At 61.2% G+C, this 21179-nt stretch carries 16 protein-coding genes; 10 read left to right on the top strand and 6 right to left on the bottom strand.

Annotated features, from left to right (window positions below; translation table 11 throughout):
* Positions 1-106 precede the first annotated feature (106 nt).
* Together DW178_RS11655 and DW178_RS07755 are read right to left on the bottom strand one after the other, a co-directional pair.
* Positions 107-448, bottom strand: a complete 342-nt coding sequence (locus tag DW178_RS11655; RefSeq protein ID WP_118350431.1) for an IS110 family transposase — start codon at positions 446-448, stop codon at positions 107-109.
* Between the two features lie 312 nt (positions 449-760).
* Positions 761-1639, bottom strand: a complete 879-nt coding sequence (locus tag DW178_RS07755; protein WP_118350430.1) for a ChbG/HpnK family deacetylase — start codon at positions 1637-1639, stop codon at positions 761-763.
* A 144-nt stretch (positions 1640-1783) separates the two neighbouring features.
* Between DW178_RS07755 and DW178_RS07750 the strand changes: the two genes are divergently transcribed.
* Both DW178_RS07750 and DW178_RS07745 read left to right on the top strand, forming a co-directional pair.
* The gene (locus DW178_RS07750; protein WP_118350429.1) at positions 1784-3604 is read left to right on the top strand and encodes a glycosyltransferase family protein; all 1821 of its coding nucleotides are present in this window, start codon (positions 1784-1786) and stop codon (positions 3602-3604) included.
* A gap of 433 nt (positions 3605-4037) precedes the next feature.
* Positions 4038-5861, top strand: a complete 1824-nt coding sequence (locus DW178_RS07745; RefSeq protein ID WP_118350428.1) for an ABC-F family ATP-binding cassette domain-containing protein — start codon at positions 4038-4040, stop codon at positions 5859-5861.
* Positions 5862-6158: 297 nt separating this feature from the next.
* On the opposite strand, the gene DW178_RS07740 is transcribed toward DW178_RS07745, so the two are convergent.
* Positions 6159-6959, bottom strand: a complete 801-nt coding sequence (locus DW178_RS07740; RefSeq protein WP_118350427.1) for an SDR family NAD(P)-dependent oxidoreductase — start codon at positions 6957-6959, stop codon at positions 6159-6161.
* A 254-nt stretch (positions 6960-7213) separates the two neighbouring features.
* On the opposite strand from DW178_RS07740, the gene pdxR reads away from it, so the two are divergent.
* The 5 genes from pdxR (at position 7214) to DW178_RS07715 (ending at position 13910) form a co-directional block, all read left to right on the top strand.
* A complete protein-coding gene (gene pdxR / locus DW178_RS07735) occupies positions 7214-8881 on the top strand; it encodes a MocR-like pyridoxine biosynthesis transcription factor PdxR (protein WP_118350426.1) in 1668 nt (555 codons plus the stop codon).
* A 165-nt stretch (positions 8882-9046) separates the two neighbouring features.
* Positions 9047-9841, top strand: coding sequence for an HAD family hydrolase (locus DW178_RS07730; protein ID WP_118350425.1), 795 nt, complete (start codon positions 9047-9049; stop codon positions 9839-9841).
* Positions 9842-9996: 155 nt separating this feature from the next.
* Positions 9997-10593 (top strand): cytochrome c3 family protein, encoded by a 597-nt coding sequence (locus DW178_RS07725; RefSeq protein ID WP_118350424.1) that lies wholly within the window; start codon positions 9997-9999, stop codon positions 10591-10593.
* Positions 10594-10608: 15 nt separating this feature from the next.
* Entirely contained in the window at positions 10609-12096 is a 1488-nt protein-coding gene (locus DW178_RS07720; protein WP_118350423.1) for a flavocytochrome c, read from the top strand.
* Between the two features lie 221 nt (positions 12097-12317).
* Positions 12318-13910 carry a helix-turn-helix transcriptional regulator gene (locus DW178_RS07715; protein WP_118350422.1) on the top strand — a complete coding sequence of 531 codons (1593 nt, stop codon included), beginning with the start codon at positions 12318-12320 and terminating at the stop codon, positions 13908-13910.
* Positions 13911-14184: 274 nt separating this feature from the next.
* Here DW178_RS07715 and DW178_RS07710 read toward each other — a convergent pair whose 3' ends face one another.
* Positions 14185-15504, bottom strand: a complete 1320-nt coding sequence (locus DW178_RS07710) for a dicarboxylate/amino acid:cation symporter (RefSeq protein ID WP_118350421.1) — start codon at positions 15502-15504, stop codon at positions 14185-14187.
* Positions 15505-15933: 429 nt separating this feature from the next.
* Entirely contained in the window at positions 15934-16959 is a 1026-nt protein-coding gene (locus DW178_RS07705) for an EamA family transporter (protein ID WP_118350420.1), read from the bottom strand.
* Between the two features lie 191 nt (positions 16960-17150).
* Between DW178_RS07705 and DW178_RS07700 the strand changes: the two genes are divergently transcribed.
* From DW178_RS07700 to DW178_RS07690, 3 genes are all read left to right on the top strand, one after another.
* Entirely contained in the window at positions 17151-17573 is a 423-nt protein-coding gene (locus DW178_RS07700; RefSeq protein WP_042435881.1) for a peptide deformylase, read from the top strand.
* 13 nt (positions 17574-17586) lie between these two features.
* Positions 17587-19191 (top strand): bifunctional metallophosphatase/5'-nucleotidase, encoded by a 1605-nt coding sequence (locus DW178_RS07695; protein ID WP_353653293.1) that lies wholly within the window; start codon positions 17587-17589, stop codon positions 19189-19191.
* Positions 19192-19468: 277 nt separating this feature from the next.
* Entirely contained in the window at positions 19469-20674 is a 1206-nt protein-coding gene (locus DW178_RS07690) for an ATP-binding protein (protein ID WP_118350418.1), read from the top strand.
* A 148-nt stretch (positions 20675-20822) separates the two neighbouring features.
* Here the strand turns inward: DW178_RS07690 and DW178_RS07685 are convergent, their stop codons facing one another.
* Positions 20823-21110: a hypothetical protein gene (locus DW178_RS07685; protein ID WP_158574111.1), complete on the bottom strand. Its 288-nt coding sequence runs from the start codon at positions 21108-21110 to the stop codon at positions 20823-20825.
* Positions 21111-21179: the final 69 nt, after the last annotated feature.

The following is a 21179-nucleotide window of genomic DNA, read 5'->3' as shown; positions in this document are numbered from 1 at the left end:
CTGGGCCCCACGCTTCCGGCGTTCGTGAGCCCCGGCGTGCTGCAGGTGCTGGTGGACAACTACGGCATCCGCCCCATATCCACCCCCGAAGCCGACCTTGCCCAGATCATGGGCTAGCCGACCGATCGTTCCCCTTAGGCGGGATTCGTCCGTTGGCGGGACCGCGACCTGCGTCGCTGCCTTTGTCCCTGCTAGCAAGATCGCCCTCGTCGCCTGCGCGGTCTTCGGCTGAGCCTATCGTACACCTCCTGGACGCGAATCTCGCCGCCGCGACCCAAACGACCAGCGCGCCCGGGTGTTGGTCGTAGAGCCCGTCGATGGCGTTCTCCCTGTTGGGAATGGGCCCGCTTGCCAGGAGCTCGCCCTCGCGCGTGACGACGCACGCCCAGTGCGCCGATTTCCCGACGTCGAGCCCTATGACGATTCTTTGCCCGGTGGGTGGTGCCATGGCGGTATCCTCCAATCGTCAGGCCGATCGGAAGGCCTCCCCCTCGGTGCCCGCATTACCTGGCCGTGGCCCCCGGGCCCGGCAGTTTCCTATCAGTCGCTCGGAGCGGCGAGCGCCTCCGGTGGCAACACCCCCCGGCTCCTCGGGGCTTGGCCAAACTGTAGGCCATGCGTCGAATGATCGCCACCGAAGTTCATCGATGGCTTATCTCAGACTGTAATGGTGCAGCAGCCGTCCCGCGGGCTGCGGGACGGCTGCCACCGCGCCGAGCACCGTACCTGCGCGACATGGCCGCCGCGGCCCGCATGCCGTTTAGCGGGTTTCGGCCAGGTAGCGCAGGCGTTCGGCTTCGCGGTTGCGGGCCTCGGATGCGCAGGCGGCGGCGAAGGGGGCATTTTCCGGGTCGAGGCATTGCTCGATTGGCACGCTGACCGGGTGGAACAGCACCTGGACGTTCTTGCCGCGGTCGGCAGCCAGACTTTCGAACGCATCCAGAAGCGGCCAATCCACCGTGTCCATAGCGCCCGAGAGCACCACACCGCAGAACAACGGAACCTCGCAGCCTGCTGGCATTTTGCCGCGGTTCTTGCGCCACAGCCACGTGATGAGCGCATCCTTCGCCAGGTTGACAGGAGGCATGTTGCTGCCGGCTGTGCGGTGCGGGCCCAGAGGCTCGATGGGGCAACGCAGGTGCGTGACCGTGACCCCCAGCTCCGCCATAGCCTGGGAAAGCGCGTCGAACACGGCAGGAACCGCATGCGTATGTTGGTGGCTATCCACGCGCATCGTGCGTTTCATCTGGTGAAACGCGGTCAGGTAACGCTGGATCTGCGCGACGCACTCGCGCTGGAGCTGCTGGCGGAACGCCCAGCGCTGCGCGCCCATCGACAGTTTCAGAAGGCCGACGAAATCGTTGGCGAACGTGCCGCGCTGGTTAACCAGCAGGGGAACTTCCGTAACCGGGGCGCACGGACGGCCTTCGACCAGGTTGAGGTGCAGCGCCATGGCAAGCTTGCCGGACTCCACGTAAGGCCGCGCCATCTCGGCGGCCGCCTCGAAAGCCGGGCTGTTCGCGAAGATGCTGACCGACGACAGCGCGCCCTGGCCGCCGCAAACCTGCGACAGCTTGAGGATTTCGGCGGCCTGCTGTTCGGTGATGCCGTAATCGTCCGCATGGAACGTGACGCTCATGTTCGCCCCTCTTACCTTATCTACCCGCGGTTATGAAATCCCTAGGGTAGCCCCTGGGTTTTTCTACGCAGGTTATTCCCGCTTGTGCATGCAATGTTAGACTAGCAGCGCATTATGACAGGTTTCTAGGCGAAGGCAAACAACATGAAGCTCTCACGCGGCGCGCACGTACGTTTATCATCAAGCGCGTTTCATATCCTCCTGCTTGTCGCAGGTGCCGCCTTCCTGTTCGCCGACGCGTTCCATGGCAACGTGTGGTTCGACGAAAGCTACTCGGTGGGAATCGCAAACCACAGCTTCGCCGACATCTGGTATTACAGCTCCGGAGACGTGCATCCCGTGCTGATTTATTGGGCGCTACACGTGTTGAACCTGGTGTTCGGGCAGAACATCACCATATATCGCCTGTTCACCGTGGCGGGCGCCATCGCCATGGCGGTGCTGGGCTACACCCATGTGCGCCGCGACGCCGGCTGGGCGACCGGCGTGCTGTTCAGCTTCTTCGCCCTGTTCACGCCTTATATCTCGCTGATGGCCGTTGAGATCCGCATGTACTCGTGGGCCACGTTCGCCGTGATGCTGTGCTTCATCTATGCCATGCGCATCATCGGCACGCAGTTGGCGACGCCGCCGGCGCGCATCGCGGATGCCGCCCGGGGGCTGAAATGCTGGGCGGGCACGCCGCGACGTTGGTGGATCACATGCTTTGCGTCCAGCTTGGCGTGCGCGTATCTGCATTATTTCGGCGCCATGTCGGCGTTCATGATCAACGTCGTGCTGCTGTTCGCCCTTGGCGCGCGTGCCTGGCGGCATCGCAAAGGCGGCCCCAATCTGCTGTCTGAGCAGGCAGTTCGCGCGGGCGCACCGCTGCGCGTGCTGATCATCGGCTGCGTTGCCCAGGTAGCGCTGTACCTGCCGTGGATCGTCACCGCCGTGACCAGCCAGATGGGCGTGGTAGGTGGCACCTACTGGGCGAAGATCGTGTTCCCGACCACCTATATCGAGCTGGTCACGTACGCGTTTTTGACGAGCCCCTTGTCGTTTGCGGCGCGCGGCAGCTACGGTGTGGTGCCGCAGGTGCTCGTGCAGGGCATCGGTTATGCCGCCGCGGTGGTGCTGGCGTTCTTGATCGCGTGGGCCGCCCGCTGGGCCGCATGGCGCATCGGGCTGCATCGCGCAGCGCGCAAGCAGCAGATCGCGACGGCGAAGGCGCAGCGTGCGGGCGGAGCCGCGAGCGCGACAGCGGCCGCCTACCCCGTGAAACACCTGCGCTTGAAGCGCTTCTACGCGTGGCTCGTGTCCGATCCTATTGCGCCGGTGGTTGCGGCGCTGGTGGTGTACTTCGGCGTCTTCGCCATTTCTTGGACGGCGTCTATGGTCATGAACTCCATGATCTTGTATTACCGCTACTTGTTCGTGGCCATCGGCCCGCTGCTGTTCGCCATTGCGGCGGTGCTGTCGCATGTGCGTACGAAACCGCTGGTGGCAGGCGTGGTAGCAGTCACGCTGGCGGCTTCCGTGATGAATCAGGCGCTACTGGTGCGCGACGACTACGACCCGGCCAACAACGTCCCCATCCAGCAATTCCGCGAGACGGTCAACCGCGTTGCCGACCAGAGCGGCGGCCAGTCGCCCCTGGTGGTTTCCACCGATATCGGCTACATGGGCGTCACGTCGGTCATGTGCCCCGACATCCCGCAAACCTATATGGATTGGCAGAAGGGCAACTGGGACCGTGCGTACATGGCGTATTCGCCCACGCTTGTCAGCAAGATGAGCTGGGAGATCATCTTCGACAACTTCCACGGCACGTTCATCTGCCTGGGCCAGGCGCAAAACAACAGCCTGCCGCGCGACATTTCCGACCTCAGCCAAAAAGACGGCTTCAACCTAGTGGAATACCACACCTACTACCGTCCCTACGAACGCACCTGGATGACCATCGCCGTGATGACCAAGTCGTAGGTGAGCAGCATTGCGTGTCGCAACTGATGGTTGGCTGGGCATACCAAAACGGCCTTATTTTCGCCATTTTTGGCGAAAATAAGGCCTTAAAATAACCAGTCCTGGCGAAAATCAGGACATAAGATCGATATTGAGGTTGATGGTTTTGGATATGGGCGGGAATCGGGTTATATAACGGAGCTGGGCAAGAGATCGTCGCAATCGTTGGCTTGAAGACCGGGGGAAGCGTCCCAATCATCGTCAAAGGTTGTGCGAACGCGTGCTTTCGTGTTCGGGAGGGTGTGGCGAAGTTGGGGCGCTTTGGGGCTTGGGCGATGGTTGGCTGGCCATTTGTTATCATGATGCGTTGGAATCGATGCAGGTCCTTGGTCGCGTTCGCGCTTTCGGCGCGGTTGCGGCCAAGGCGCTTATATATGCAAGGAAGTTGGTACCTATGGCGTTTATGCTGGGCTGCGAGAAAGTGCGCGTGGATTTCCCCACGAAAACGGTGTTCGAAAGCGTGTCGCTTGGCGTTGACGAGGGCGATCGCATCGGCATCGTAGGCCGCAACGGCGACGGCAAGTCAACGCTGCTGTCGGTGATGGCGGGCATGCTCGAGCCCGACGAAGGCCGCGTGCTGCGCAACGGCGCCGTGCGCGTAGGCGTGTTGGGACAGTTCGACAAGCTGAATGACGACAACACCGTCGAGCGCGCCGTGGTGGGCGATATCCCCGAATACGAATGGGCCGGCGACGCGCGCATCCGCGACATCATCGCGGGCCTTGCCAGCGACATCCCTTGGGATGCGAAGGTGGGCACGCTTTCCGGCGGCCAGCGCCGCCGTGTCGACCTGGTACGCCTGCTCATCGGCGACTGGGACATCCTGGCACTTGACGAGCCTACCAACCATCTGGACGTTCGCGCCATCACCTGGCTGGCGAACCATCTGAAGAACCGCTGGCGCGCCGGTCAGGGCGCATTGCTGGTGGTCACGCACGACCGTTGGTTTTTGGACGAGGTGTGCACGCGCATGTGGGAGGTGCACGACCGCGTGGTTGATCCGTTCGAAGGCGGCTTCTCCGCGTACATCCTGCAGCGCGTCGAGCGCGACCGTTTGGCTGCTCTGGCAGAGGAGAAGCGGCAGAACGCCCTGCGCCGCGAGCTTGCCTGGTTGGCGCGCGGCCCGAAGGCTCGCGGCACGAAGCCGAAGTTCCGCGTGGACGCCGCGCACGAGCTGATCGCCGACGTGCCGCCGCTGCGCAACGAGCTGGAGCTCAAGCGCATGGCCATGGCGCGCCTGGGCAAGCAGGTGGTGGAGTTGAAGAACGTCACGGTGCGCTTCGACGGCAAGCCCGCGCCCGTGCTCGACGGTGTGGACTGGATCATCGGGCCTGGCGACCGCTACGGCATCGTCGGCGCCAACGGCGTGGGCAAAACCACGCTTTTGAAGGTGATCCAGGGTGTGCAGGCGCCCACGTCGGGCTTCGTGAAGATCGGTAAAACGGTGAAGTTCGCGGTGCTGTCGCAGCATCTGGACAACCTCACCCGCTTCGGCGATGATCGCGTTCGTCAGGTGATCAGCAACTACACGCGCCGCATGATGCTCGACGGCAAGGAGATGACGCCTGCGCAGCTGCTGGAGAAGCTGGGCTTCTCGCGTGCCGACCTTAACGAGCCGGTGTGCGACCTGTCCGGCGGTCAAAAGCGCCGTCTGGCCCTTATGCTCATCTTGCTTGACGAGCCCAACGTGCTCATCCTGGACGAGCCGGGCAACGACATGGACACCGACATGCTGGCCGCCATCGAGGAGCTGTTAGACGCATGGCCGGGCACGCTGCTTTTGGTCACGCACGACCGCTTCCTGATGGAACGCGTCACCGATCATCAATTCGCCCTGGTAGATGGGCATATCCGCCACTTGCCGCGCGGTGTTGACGAGTACCTGGAGATGTCGGCACGCGCGCCGAAGCCGGTTGCGCACGCAAAGGCGCCGCAGGGCACAGCGGCAAGCGAGAGCGCGAAGGACGCTGCTGCCGGCGACGGCCCGCAGCTTTCCGGCGGCGAAATCCGCGAGCTGAAGAAGCGCATGCGCAGCTGCGAGAACAAGACGAACACGCTGCGCGGCAAGATCGAGCAGGCGCAAGCCGACATGGCAGCCGCCGACCCGTCCGATTTCGAGGCGCTTGGCAAGTTCCAGCAGCAGATCAACGACTTTCAAGCCCAAATCGACGAGCTCGATGAGCAATGGCTCGAGGCCGCGGAGGCGCTAGGGGAGTAGAGAGCAGCAGTTTTGCGTTTTCGCACGATGAACGCCCTTCGCATGAACTGAGAACTAGAGGGTGCTCACCGTCCCCCGTTCATGCGATGGAGCTGCTCGAGCACGCCTTCGCCCCCTGCTTCCTCGGCAGAAACCGGGAAAGCGAAAAGGGCGGGAAAGAGTCAGCTTTCTGACAAGCTCGAACGCACCTCCGTCTCCTCCTCAAGCGCCATAGCACGCAAAAGCGCCTCGGACCGCAGATGCCCGAGGCGCTTTCGTTTATCCCACTGGAGAGGTCCGGATAGAATCGTAAATAGGTTACGGGCGCAGGCCCATGCCGCCTTCCAGTGTGATGGTCTCGCCGCTCATGAACTTGAAGTCGGGACCGCACAGCTGCACGACGGCACGGCCGATCTCGGTCTCGACGTTGCCGTAGTGGCCCATCGGAGGCATGTGCACGTTGGCCTCGTAGGCCTCAGGGTACTGCTCCTTGAAGTTCTCGAGCGCAGCGGTCCAGGCGAGCGGGCAAACCACGTTGGCGTTGATGCCGTCGGGGCCCCACTCGGTGGCGGCGACGCGCGTCAAGCCGCGGATGCCTTCTTTGGCTGCGGCGTAAGCGCACTGGCCGTAGTTGCCGAACAGACCGGCGCCGCTGGCGAAGTTCACCACGGAGCCTTTCGTCTCCTTCAGGTGCGGGTAGCATGCCTGCATGTAATAGAAGGCAGCGTACAGGCCGGAATACAGCGCCAGATCGAACTGGGCGGTGGTGTGGTCGGCGATGGTGACGCCGGAAGCGGAGGCCTGGGCGTTGTTCACCAGCGCGTCGATGCGCCCGAACTCGGCCATAACCTGGTCGACGGCGGCTTGCACAACGGCCTGGTTATCAGCCTGGGCGTTCACGTCGGCCTGGATGGGCAGCACGCGGATGCCGAACTCGCTCTCAAGACGCTCCTTGGCGGCTTCGAGCTTCTTCACGTTACGGCCGGTGATGGCAAGGTTTGCGCCCTCTTTGGCGAAGGCGGTAGCGATGCCGAACCCGATGGAGCCCGCGGAACCGTCCTTCAGCGCTGCAAAGCCCGCGCCGGTGATGATGATGGTTTTGCCGGTGAAGTAACCCATGTTCGTCTCCCGTCTTCGTGTGCCCTTGGTTTACATACATATGGCCGCAACAGCCAAGGAATCGTTGCGGCCGGATTCAATGAGCAGCAAAAGTGTAATCGCTATTTGGTTTGGTCAAAAGAACCAAAACAATGATAGTTTTACGTACCAGATAGACCAGTTGCATCGGTTCGTTCAAACGCTCAAACCGGCCGTTCCCGCTGCAAACGCACCGAAAAACGCGCTTTTGCGGCCGTACGCGAAAGGATCAGCCCATGTCGGCATCTCAGCAGGCAGGTATGCTTACGTACGATTTGCGCTCGCGCGGCACCAGTTCGCTTTACGAATTTCTATACCAGTCCATTCGCGAGGACATCGCGCGCGGCCGAATCCCCTGCGGGACGAAGCTGCCGTCCAAACGCAACCTTGCCCAGCATCTCGATATCGGCGTTGCAACGGTCACAGCGGCATACGACCAGCTGATCACGGAAGGGTTCGTGCGCACCGAACAACGCCGCGGCTATTTCGTGGAGGACGTCTCAGAGTTCCGGTGTAAACCGGTTACACCCCAGGTCAAAGATTCGAGTAGCGAAGATGGAACGAGCGTCGGCGCCGAATGCGGTGCGCAGGATGCAGCAGCAGGCGTTTTTGCTGCGCACGGCGCCCAGGATGCGAGATTCGATGACGCTTCGGCAGGACTCAACAGCAGACACCGCGAAACCGCCAGGAGCTCCGCCGACACCGCTAGCGACGCCCCCGCCGCCGAAACCCCGCACGCTATCGAGCGGGCCCGCGACCCGGAATACTTCGTCGACCTGAAAGCTAACCGTACCAGCGTATCGTTGTTCCCGGCTACAGTGTGGGGGCGCTATATGCGCGAGGCGCTTTCGCTTCCTAGCGACAACCTGCTGCGGTCGATCCCGTTCAACGGCCTGCCCGAGCTGCGCCGCGCCATCGCGTCGTATCTGCGGCGCACGCGCGGCATGGACGTTTCGCCCGACTGCATCATCATCGGCGCGGGCAGCGAATACTTGTACGGCCGACTGCTGCAAATGCTCGGGCCCACCACCACGTTCGCCATGGAAAACCCTGGCTATCGCAAGTTCGCCGCTATCTCCAAGGCGTTCGGTAACCCCTGGCGGCCGGTCCCCATCGACGAATCGGGCCTGCTGGTGGACGAGCTTGAGGAATCGGGCGCCGACGTGGTGCACGTTTCGCCGGCAAACCATTTCCCCACGGGCATCGTCATGCCCATCAAGCGGCGCCTGGAACTGTTCGAGTGGGCGAACCGCGCGCGCAAACGCTACATCATCGAGGACGATTACGACAGCGAGTTCCGCTACAGCGGCTGCCTGATTATGCCGCTGTTCGCCGACGACGCATCCGACAAGGTGATTTACCTGAACGCCTTCTCGAAAACCATGGTGCCCAGCCTGCGCATCAGCTACATGGTGCTGCCGCCGAAGCTGCTGGCATGCTACGTGGACACCATGAGCTTCTACTCGTGCACGGTTTCCAGCTTCGAGCAGTACGCGCTGGCGCGCTTCATCGAAGAGGGTCATCTTGAGCGGCACATCAACCGCACGCGAAACTTCTATCGCCGCCAACGTGAGGCGGTTTTGCGCGAGATCGCGCAATCGCCGCTGGCGGAGATCTCGCATGTTGAGGAGCGCAACGCGGGCACGCACTTCTTGCTGGTCGTGCGCACGAGGCTTACGCACGACCAGGTCAGACAGCGCGGCGCGGAGCAGGGGCTCAACATCTCGCTGTTCAACGATTACCTGCTGCGCGATAGCGACGGGTTGAGTGAGCGCACAACGAAGCGTTTTGAGCAGTACTCGAACGGCGAAACCGCGCTAGTGCTGAACTACGCCGGCATCGAGCCGGAACGGCTATCGGAAACGGTGCGTCGCCTGGCGTGCGTGTTCCCGGAGTGCGAGTAGCGCCTCCATCAACAGCCCCTCAACGTCCTGTCAACGGCCGGTAAGCATCCTGCGCAGGTTTCATGTCCGGCGTTTTCGCCCGCGAAACGCACCGTACAATGGCGGCGAAGCGAAGGATATGGAACAGACGCGCGGCGCGTGGGGCGCCACGGCAAAGGAGGCAACATGATCAAGCTTGTCGCATCGGATATGGACGGCACGCTTCTGGACGGCGAAGGCAATGTGCCGCCTGAGACGTTCGATCTTATCAAGCGACTGAAAACCGCGGGCATCGGCTTTGTGGCGTCCTCGGGCAGGCGCTTCGACACGCTGCAGGAGCTGTTCGCCCCCGTGAGCAGCGAAATGGACTTTGTCGCCTCCAACGGCGCGCAGGTGGTGGTTGCGGGTCAGCTTGTCGACCGCGAGGTATTCAGCCATGCCGCGCTGCGCAGGCTCAAGAATGTGACCGACCTGTTCGACGGCCTGCATCTGGTGGTGTTCGACCGCAAGATCTCCTATTTGCTCGACGACGAGGAACGCTTCGAGCGCGAGCTGGACAAGAATCTTCCGAACCCGCTGCGTGTGCGCGACCTGCCGCGCCCCGACACCAGCATCATCAAGGCATCGATCTACGTGGATGACGCCGTCATGGATATGGCCTACATCCTGGAGCGCGAGATGGGTGAGGACTTCGTGTTCGCACCGTCCGGCCGCAAATGGATCGACGTCATGCAGCGCGGCGTGAGCAAGGCCACAGGCATCAAGCAGGTGATGGAAGCACGGCATGCCCGCGCCGAGGAAGTGGTGGCGTTCGGCGACTCCATGAACGATTACGAGATCATGCGCATGGTGGGCACGAGCATCGCGATGGGCAACGGCCGCTCCGCTATCAAGGAGATCTCCACCAAGGTAATCGGCCCCAACACCGAGCACGCCGTGCAACGCGAGTTGGAAGCCCTGCTCAGCATGATGGGGAAGTAGCGGCACTTCGCACACCCTTCGAAAACCACCCTGGTCACAGGCTTAAACCACCCTTTTCGGATGTGCAGCTTCAAAGGGTTTCCTCCTACGATCTTGCTTGTCGAAAGCCGCTTCTCGGCGGCGAATGGGAAGCAAAGAAGGAACAGGAGGATGTTATGAGCGAAAGCGAGCACACGGGCAAGTTGTCGCAGAACAAGCGCAATCGCACCATTGCCACAGTGTGCGTGGTCGCAGCCGTGGCGGTTGCGGCGGTAGGGGGGTTCGCGGTTTGGCATAACCAGCCCAGCTTCTGCAACAGCATCTGCCACACGCCCATGAACGCGTATGTGGAAAGCTACTACAACACTGATGGCACCATGCTTGCCAACGCGCACATGAAGGCGGGCAAGGACTGCCTGACGTGTCACGAACCCAAGATCGACGAGCAGGTGGTCGAGGGTATGCACTGGGTAACCGGCGACTACACGTTCGACGAGGACACGCAGCATCTGGTGAGCCGCAGCGGCGAGTTCGCCACTCAGGAGTTCTGCCTTAACGAATCGTGCCACAACATGGACCTTGACAAGCTTGAGAAGAAGACCGAGTGGATGGCCTGGAATCCGCATGACTTCAGCGAGCACGGCGTCACCGACTGCGGCGACTGCCACAAGATGCACAGCCAGTCCGTCATCACCTGCTCGGAGTGCCATTATCAGGCTGCCGAAGATGTGCCCGAGGGCTGGGACAGCATCCCGTATCGCGAGAAGAAATAGGGAAGGGGAACGATTATGGACGTCAAGGGCAACGATGTTTCCCGTCGTGGTTTCCTCACGGGCGCGCTGACCTTCGGCATGGGCGCGATGGCGATGGGCCTGACGGGTTGCGGCACCCCGCGAACGCTTGAGGCGGAGGCCGCGCAGAACACCATCGACGGCGGCGAGTACGACATCGTCGTGGTGGGCGCGGGCGGCGCGGGCATGGCTGCGGCCGTGGGCGCGTGCGACCAGGGCGCAAAAGTGCTGCTTTTGGAGAAGATGCCGGTAGCGGGCGGCAACACCTGCTTCGCTGAGGGCGGCATGAACGCATGCTGCACGAAGTTCCAGAAGGCAGCCGGCATCGAAGACAGCGTCGACCTCATGTCCTCCGATACCTACGCGGGCGGTCATGAGAAGGGCAACATGGAGCTCATCCGTCACATGTGCGCCGGGTCGAGCGACGCCATCGACTGGCTTGATTCCATGGGCATCACGCTGTCGAAATTGGGCACGTCGGGCGGTGCGTCGGTCAAGCGTATCCATCGCCCCGAATCGGGCGAAGCCGTTGGCAAGTACATCGTGAAGGGCATGACCGAGCAATGCCGCCAGCGCGGCGTGTCGGCTGTGTGCAACACGAAGGTCGAGGAAATCGTCATGGATGACGGCAAGGTGGCGGGAGTCCGCGCCACCGACCCCAACGGCCTGCCCATCGAGTATCGTTGCCGTGCACTCATCGTGGCAACGGGCGGCTTCGGCGCCAACAGCGAGATGCTGGCGCAGTACCGCCCCGAGCTTCGCGAAGCTGTGACCACCAACCAGCCGGGTACGCAGGGCGACGGCATCCTGTTCTCCCAGGCCGTGGGCGCCGATACCGTGGATATCGACCAGATCCAGGTGCACCCCACCGTCGAGCAGACCACCGCGACGCTGCTGTCCGAGAACATCCGCGGCGACGGCGCCATTTTGGTGAACACCGACGGCGTGCGCTTCACCAACGAGCTGCTCACGCGCGACCGCGTGTCGGAAGCGGAATGGGCGCAGCCCGGGCGCGGAGCGTTCGCCGTGTTCGACCAGTCGGTGCACGACAACAACCTGTCGGTTGAGGAGAAGTTCGTCTCGCGCGGGCTCATCCACGTGGCCAACACTTTCGAGGAGCTGGCGCAGAAGATGGGCGTGCCGGTCGATGCGTTCGTGAACACGGTGACGTCGTACAACGACAACATCGCCAACGGCGTGGACGACCCCATGGGGCGCACGAAGAGCCTGAACCCCCTGGAGAAGGCGCCGTACTACGCGCTTCCCGTCGCGCCGGGCGTGCACCATTGCATGGGCGGCCTGCGCGTGAACGCCGCGGCCGAGGTGCTCGACGCCGACGGCAACGCGATCCCGGGCCTGTTCGCCGCTGGCGAGGTTACCGGCGGCATCCACGGCGGCAACCGTTTGGGTGGCAACGCCGTGTGCGACATCAACGTCAACGGCCGTCAGGCGCAGGAAACCGCGTGCGCTTACGTGTTCGCGTAAAGAGGGCGTTTAGCACCTATGAGAAAGCCGGAAGCGTGCAATCGCGCTTCCGGCTTTTGCACGTAATCGGGCGGGTGACGTTGCGGGGTTCGCACGAGGCTTTGCTTCGGGGATGGGAAACGTTGGGAACCGACTACCCGCATCGCATATAAAGCAATGCGCTTGCGCCGATTCGATGAGCAAGCTTGCTATAATTGTGCGCTTGAAAGAGGGAGGGGCGCATGAACGACGAGATTTCCATGGCCGCGCGGCGCGTGCATACGACAAGCTGGCAGAAGTTCAGGTCCACGTATGGGCCCAGGTTCGCCGCCTGCTTCTTGGGCTTGATAGCCATTCGCGTATGGACGCAATGCTGCCTGTATGATCGATATACGGCAACCGATTCAGGCGCCGTCACCATTATCGGCAACATGACGCGCGTCGCCTTCATCTTCATCCTCATGCTCATGTTCTCCCGTATCCCGCTGAACGGGCGCGCCCGACGGGCTCTTGACGCGCTATCGATGACGGCAATGACGTTGGCGCCCGCGCTTTTGCTTGTGCAAATAGAGTATCCAACGTTGCCGCTCGGTATTCCCGCATCCATGCTTGCGGGATTGGGCATTGTATGGGGCGGCGGCATGTGGATCACGTTCTTCGACCGCTTGGACGAGGGCGAGGCGCTCATCTACTCGTTCGCATGCCTGGGAATCAGCGCGGTTTTGGGATTCGTCCTGGGGTTCCTGCCGCTACCTGCCGTGTTCTCCATCGGCTTGTTCATGCCGACTCTGTCGTTCGTGCTGTTCAAACAGGCTATGGACATGCTTGATGCACGGCAAGACGTCATCCCCGAACCGAAGCGCGACTGCGTGTACGACCACGAGAGCAACACGCTTCCTCTGCGCATTCTTATCGCCGTTGCGCTGCTTGATTTCGCACTTGGCGTGGCGCGCGGATTCCCGGAGGGCACTTCCATCGTTTTGGCGCCTTCGTTCCAACTAACTCACCAGATCACCGTGGCCGTACTGTGCGCTGGCGTCATCTGGTGGGTGCTCGTGCGCGGCCGCGGCTTGAGCTTCGGGGCGATGTGGTGGCTCGAGGTCGCTCTTATGGTTATCGGCGTTTTGCTTATTGTGTCCCTTGACCAGGCGCAATTCGGGGCGATGCTCATCACCGTATCGAATACGTTCATGATCGGGCTGCTGTGGTATGGCGTATATGATTATTGCCGCCATAGCTCCATTCCGTCGTATCTGGTGCTCGCCGCCGTTTGGGCGGCCCATTTGCTTCCGCGCGAAGCTGGCCGCTATCTGGTTTTCCTGCTTGGGCCCCAACTAGGGCAATCGATGCTCGTCATTGCCGCGCTGGTATGCCTGCTTGCGCTGAGCATGGCCGTGATGCTGCGGGGCAGCCAGCCGAAAGCGCGGCGATTCTTCGCCACCTTCGGCACGCCCGATGCGCGCAAGGGCGCTTTGGAGCGCACCGTGGTGGCGGAAGCTGCACCTGCGCAATGCGATGCTGGGGAAACGCAGGTGACATCGGTTGCTGCTGCGTCCGGGGAAATGCCGAACGAGCAAGATGCCCGTGACACTGAAGGCGCAACGTTCGAGGATAGCCTGCGGACTCGCTGCTCGGCGCTGCAGGCGCGTTTCGATTTGACCGATCGGGAAACCGACATGGTCTGGTACTTGGCGCAAGGACGCAGCAAGGCGTTCATCAGCCAAGAACTTCACCTATCGGAAAACACCGTGAAAAGCTATACGCGCAATGCGTACTCGAAGCTTTGCATCCACTCCAAGCAGGAATTGCTCGACGCGCTGAACGAGACCCGCTAGAAGTGCTTGATAAACGAGTTAACCGTTGCGCACAACGCCGTTGAACGAGGAATACCGCAAGCCCGTGCATGCCGAACGCCGATAGCGATACGGCGGCCACGATCGATGCGACCTGCTTGTCTCCCTTCTGGTCGAAACCAACTTGCCCGACAAAGGGTGTTGATATCGGCCTTATGCAGAACATGTGTTCTATGATACCATAAAAGAAACGGGGTGGCTGCAAGAACATTTGCAACCACCCCGAAAGGTTCGATCGTTTGTCGCGGCGCGCAGTTTACGCAGCCTTGGCGGCCTGACGAGCCTCCTTGCGCTTCTCCAGGGAGTCCACGCACACGGCAGCGGACTGGTCGCCGGTGATGTTGACGACGGTGCGCATCATGTCGAGCACGCGGTCGACGCCTGCAACCAGCGCGATGCCCTCGACGGGCAGGCCGACGGACTGCAGCACCATGGCCAGCATAATCATGCCGGAGCCGGGGACGCCGGCGGTGCCGATGGAGGACAGCACGGCGGTCATGATAATGACGCACTGCTGGCCGATAGTCAGGTCGATGCCGAACACCTGGGCGATGAAGATGGCGCAAACACCCTGGTAGATGGCGGTGCCGTCCATGTTGATGGTGGCGCCCAGCGGCAGCACGAAGCTGGAAACCTCGCGGCGCACGCCCAGCTTCTCGGAGCACTCCATGTTAATGGGCAGCGTGCCCACGGAAGACGCAGACGCGAAGGCGAACGTCATGGCGCGGACCTGGCCCTTGAAGAACGTCAGCGGGCCCATCTTCGCGATGGCCTTCACCATGCCGGAGTACACCAGCACCATATGCAGGATCATGGCCAGGTAGGCCACCAGGATGAGCTTGAGCAGCGGCAGCAAGATGTCGGGACCGTTGGTTGCAACTACAGGGGTGATCAGGCCGAACACACCGAACGGCGCGATGGTGATGATCATGTGCATGATCTTGATGCACACCTCGGACATGCCGTTGACGAAGTCGGCGACGGGCTGCGCCTTCTTGCCGGCGGCCAGGATGCCGAAGCCGAAGAACAGCGCGATCACGATGATCTGCAGCATGCTGGCGTCGGACATGGGCTGCACGAAGTTGCTGGGGAAGATGTTGACGATGGTCTCGATGAAAGAAGGCGCGGCCTTGGCCTCATACGAAAGCTCGTCGGCGGTAAGGGTGTAGCCGCCGCCAACGTTGAACACGTTCGCGATGATCAGGCCGATGACGATGGCGCATGCGGTGGTGCACAGGTAGTACGCGATGGTCTTGCCGCCGATGGCGCCGACCTTCTTGATATCGGACAGACTGATGACGCCGGCGATCATCGAGAAGATGACCAGCGGCACCACGATCATCTTGATAAGGTTCAGGAAGATGGTGCCCAGGGGCTTGATATAGGTGGTGGCGATATCAGGGGTGCCCTGCAGGGCAAGGCCGGCCACGACGCCCAAGGCCAACGCAATGAAAATCCACGTGGTAAGGGAAAGACGCTTGAACCACGGCTTGTCGGCGTTTTTGGCGGAAACCGCTTCCGTAGCCTCCTTAACGTCTGCTTTGACCTCTTGCTCAAGGTCGTTGATCTTGGACATGTGATCCCTCTCTAACTCAAAAACCCTTCCTGTGCAGCAGGTGCGTGCGCATGTTGCTGCAATTGAGGCGCCATAAGGCACAATCGCGCATTGTACCCGAAACTCTACGAAAACATCCCAAAACAGCCATCGTTTTCGACAACCGAGGCAAACTGACGGCGAAGGAACCCGGCCAGTACGTTTTACGACGTAAAGCCTTTAGGTTGTTGATGCAGCGCGGATTCGAAACGACTTTTGATTCGCGCTAACCGCCGCAGCAAGCGAATCAGGGAAACTCAGGGTTTCTCATGTGGGACCACGCGAGAAAACCCTTCGAAACCGGCGAAGAACTTTTCTGACGTAGCAAACGTCATTGGCATGCAGGATGACGATAGCGCTGCCTGACGCAGCAATATCGCAACCCATATATTATCGATAATATATCTTATGTTATCTTGGCTTCCCGCCCAACGTGACGAGCGCCAGCATGACCAGCATGAGCACCAATCCTGCCCAATCGAAGCCGGAGAACGCCGTGCCCAGGAACACGCAGGCGCACACGCTGGCGCTGATCGGCTCGACGGCGCCCAGCAAACTTCCGGTGACCGAACCCACGAACGCCACGCCGCGCAAGTACAGCCCGAACGACACGAACGTCCCCAAAAACGCCAGGCCTCCGATGAGCACCAGCCAGCCGAATGCGTCCATGTTCGCAACCGCTTCGGGAGCGCCCGCACCCATGGCAAGCTGCACGGCGTACGCGATTCCCGAGCACACGCACGTCACCAGCATGCCGACGCTCGTGGCAGCAAAACTACCGAAGCGGTCGAACAAGCCCGCAGCGCGCGGGGTCAGCACGTAAATAGCAACGCATACGGCGTTCAAAAGGCCCCAGAACAGGCCGGCTGCCGGCAACACCAGCGTGCCCAGGTCGCCCTGCGTGGCGATAAGCACCGTGGCCACGAAAGCGCAAATCAGGCCCACAAACTCGTTTCCCTTCGGCAAATGTCGCCCCATCACGCACGTGAACAGCATGACGAACACCGTGCTGAGCATCTGCAGCACGGTGGCGGTGCCGGCGTTGGTGAACGCGATGGTCATGGCGTACGCGAACTGGTCGACGAACAGCGCGCCGCCGAACACCAGGAAGAACAGCTTCACGCGCGGCTCGCTTCTCCATATCAGCTCGAGCATATAGCGGCGGCGCAGCACTAGCACGCCGAAGAAGAACAGCGTGGCCACGAACGAGCGCACGGCCGTGGCGAACATGGGCGTGATGCCGTAATGCGAGAACAAATGCTGGGCGCACGCGCCCGACACACCCCACAGCCCGGCGCCAGCAAGCGCGCAGACGATGCCGATCCAGAAGACGCGGCGCCGTGCGCCTACTGGCTGCTCAGCAAGCGGCTGCCTACCCGTTGGCTGGCTGGCATCTGCTGTTTGCTTGTTGGGCTGCTTCGCTTTCGTTTTCGCCATGTAAATTAAACCTTCCCCGATGTGTGGCGGCGTATACGATAGAATATCGAAAGCGATTGTAGAGCAATACGTCGGCAGGTGCATGCAAGCGTGCATGCGGAAATGCATGCGTACCCGTGCATGCGTGCGTATCCGCAGGTGCACATGCATGCGCACGCGTCTTGTGCCGGCGTCGAAGCGGAGGAAGTCTTATGGCTATCAAGGAACTGGTCCACGACGAAGCGGTGCTGTCCACTCCCTGCGAGAAGGCAACGGCCGAGGATGCCCAGGTGGCGCAGGATCTGCTGGACACCATGGCGTCGCTCGACGAGGCCGCCTGCCTACACGCCAACCAAATCGGCGTGACGCACAACCTGTTCGCCTATGTTGACGAGAAGGACAAGCAGCACGTCATGTTCAACCCCGTCATCAAGCTGGGCCTGGCTGCAAGCAAGCAGGTCGAAGGCTGCTTCACCCACGAGGAGCCCGTCACGGTCACCCGCTACGACCGCATCAAGGTCTCCTACGAGGAGCTGGTGGACGGCAAGCTGGTCCCCCGCAAGGGCGACTTCCGCGGCTGGGTCGCGCAGCTGATCCAGCACATGGCCGACCACGGCAAGGGCAAGTTCATCTAAGCGCTATTCGGCGCTGGCAAGCTACGTTGCCGATCGCAAAGGCGTTTTCGGCAGCGGGAACGTCACGCTTGTGGATGCTGGCGACGCCGTGCAGGGCAACGTCATGGGCACGCTGACGCAGGGTCAGGCGCTCGTCGACATCATGAACGCAACGGGCTACGACTACGTGATTCCCGGAAACCACGAGTTCGACTACGGGATGCCGCAGTTCAACCATCTGGTGGGAAGCGCGAACGCCACATACCTGAGCTGCAACTTCACCGACAAGCGCCCCGAAGTGCCCACGCTTATGTTCGCTCCGTACGCCATCCAGGACTATCCGCTTGCCGACGGCAGCACTGCGCGCGTGGCGTTCGTGGGGGTTACCACGCCGGCGACGCTGACGGCGTCGTCGCCGAAATCGTTCTGGCGAAGCGATGACGACCATACATGCGTGTACGGCTTTTGCGAGGACGACACCGGCGCGGCGCTTGCCGCGGCAGTGCAAAACGCCGTGGATCAGGCACGCGCGGCGGGCGCCGATTACGTTGTGCTGCTGGCGCACCTTGGCCAGGACGGGTCGCCCGACATCTGGCGCTCCGACGCGTTGGCGAAGCGCTGCCGCGGTATCGACGTGATCATCGATGGCCATTCGCACCAGGAATATGTGCAGGTCATGCAAGATACCGAGGGCAAAAACGTCATCATCACGCAAACGGGCACGCAGTTCTCCAGCGTGGGTCAGGTCGTTATCAATCCGAACAGCGGCACCATCTCCGCCAGCACGCCCGCCTTCGAGGCCACGCTTTTGCGCGAGGCCCGCAAAAGCGGCGATCCCGCATACGTGCAGGAGGCGACGTTCGGGCGCGATGCCAACGTGCAGGATGCCATCAACAAGAAGGTTGCGGACGTCGAGGCTCAAACGGGAACCGTGATCGGCAAATCCGAGGTGGACCTGTATGCGTTCGAGGACGACGATTACACCTGGGCCGTGCGGGCGCACGAAACGAACCTTGGCGACTTCGTGTGCGACGCATACCTTTATTATGCGACGAACGCGGGCGTCATGGCCGACATCGCGTTCGTCAACGGCGGCGGCGTTCGCGCGAACCTGAACCGCGGCAACGTGACGAAGGGCGACCTCATCAACGTGAATCCCTTCAAGCGCCGCGTGCGCAGAGCGAAGCTGCACGGCAAGGCCATCGACCCGCAGGCGGCATATACGCTGGTGTGCCACTCGTACTACCTGGTGGAAGGCGGCGGTTCTTACAGCATGCTGTGCAAGAATCCGGTCACGCTGCTGGGTTTGGACAACGATGCCCTTATGGAATACGTGCAGCTGAACCTACGCGGCGTTATCGGGCAGCAATATGCGAATGCCACAGGTCAGGGGCGCATCGCGACGCAGGTTGGACCTGATCCCGATCCAGACACTGACCCCGACCCCACGCCGAAGCCCGAGCCCGAGCAGCCCGAACCGCAGCCGCCGGCGAACGACGCGAGCGACCCCAAGCCCTTTGCTCCAACCGGCGATGACGGCGCCTTGAAGGCGGGCGCTGCAGCCGTAGCCGCTGCAGCGGCAGTTGGAGCAGCCGCTTTCGCCACCGCCCATGCGGAAACCGAAGACGAACGCGCATAGTCACAAGCTCGTCTAAATACTCGCGGGTCGAGGGGCGCTCTCCCTTCGGCCCGCTTTCGTTTTCGCGCTTTTGCGCTCCGTCCCCTATCGCGGCGCTTGTAATGCCGTAGTGAAGCTATAGAAATGGAGTACATTCCATAAAATGCCGGAATCCCCGATGAAAATGGATTGAAATCCATTTTCACGGGAAATGTCACATTCTGCGGACTATAATCCATATATCAGCTATCGCCAAATGCGAAATATGAGGCGAATCGGCAACAAGGGGGCGTGAGGCATGCAGCTTATTGCTAGGGATCGATATCTTGAGTGGTTGCTTTCCTGGAAAGACAAGCATGTCATCAAGGTCGTGTCGGGCGTGCGCCGCTGCGGCAAGTCGAAGCTCTTCGAGATCTACCGCAATCACCTTATGCAGCACGGCGTTACGGCGGACCAAATCATCGCCATCAACTTCGAAGAGCTTGAATACGAGGACCTAACGTCTTATCGGGAACTCTACGATTACGTAAACGCAAGGCTGGCGCCCGGTAAAACAACCTACGTGTTCCTTGACGAAATCCAGCATGTCGATCACTACGAGAAAGCGGTCGACGGGCTGTTCATAAAGGACGACGTCGACGTCTATGTCACGGGGTCAAACGCCTATTTTATGTCGGGCGAGCTTGCCACGCTTCTTTCCGGCCGTTATATCGAGCTCAAGATGTTGCCGCTGTCGTTCAAGGAGTTTTGCTCGGCGGAGGGCAATGCCGAAAAGAGCCGCGATATGCTGTTCAACGAGTACATCACCTCGGGCTCGTTTCCGTTTACCGCCGAAACGCAGATCGATGAGCGAAAGGCGAAGGAATATGTGCGCAGCCTTTACGACACCATCATCGTGCGCGACGTGGTGGACAGGCTGCACGTTTCCGACGTGTCGACGCTTCTCAATATCACGAAGTTTTTGCTGCATAACATAGGCAGTAAGGTGTCACACAAGAAGATCGCCGATACGTTGACGTCTTCGGGCAACAAGGTCGATCAGAAAACCGTGTCGAAGTACATCAAGGGGCTCACCGACAGCCTGACGCTGTACGCGGCACCTCGTTACAACGTCAAAGGAAGGCAGCTTCTTTCCACGAATTGCAAATACTATGCTGTTGACCTGGGGTTACGCAATGCGTTGGTGAAAACAAGCGACAGCGATATCGGGCACATCCTGGAAAACGTCGTGTATTTGGAGCTGCTCCGTCGAGGATATGACGTGTACGTCGGCGATATCGAAAACGGCGAGATCGACTTCGTTGCCATCAAACCCGATGATACGCAGTACTTCCAGGTTTCGGCGACGACGCTTGAGGAGTCCACGCTGAAGCGGGAGCTTGCGCCGTTCGCGGCGGTGCGCGACAACTACCCCAAAATCCTGCTCACTCTTGACACGATCTTCGGAACCGCCGATTACGACGGCGTGAAGAAGCGCAACGTGATCGACTGGCTGCTTGAGTAGAGCCCGACCTCCCGCCGAAGCCGCCGCCCCGCGGCGACCACACACTATAGGATACCGGTTGCCCTGCTGCTAAAAGCATCTCGTTTCACCTCCTGCGCCGTGCGCCGCGGGCTGCCGGTCACCCCGCCGCAAGCACACCCCCGTCCCCCTAACAGCTAGGCTTAGTCGGGGTGTTGTCGATGGCGTTGACCCACCAGCGGTCGGCGTCGGGGGTGCCGAACGCCGGCGAACCTTGGCGGCGCTCCAGGTACAGATTGGTTTCCTTCCGCCCGAAACGGATGCGGAAGCGCGACGTTTTCGCCCCCTTCTGCATTTGCCCCGGCTCTCCGCGGTAGAGCACCTCGTCGATCCGGAACGTGCGCCCATCAGGCCATATGACCGCCAGCAGGTCGATACGCCCTTCATCGTTCACGTGCAGCACGACGTTGACGTACATTTTGTGCACGCCTCGTCTTTCGCCGTCTTTCGTCATAAAATCCATCGCTATGGTATTATCGAACGCGCG

It is taken from the genome of Eggerthella sp. AM16-19 (genome assembly GCF_003474385.1).
Classification (GTDB): domain Bacteria; phylum Actinomycetota; class Coriobacteriia; order Coriobacteriales; family Eggerthellaceae; genus Senegalimassilia.
Note: the sequence above shows the minus strand (reverse complement) of the source record. Positions and strands in the feature narration are given on the sequence as shown.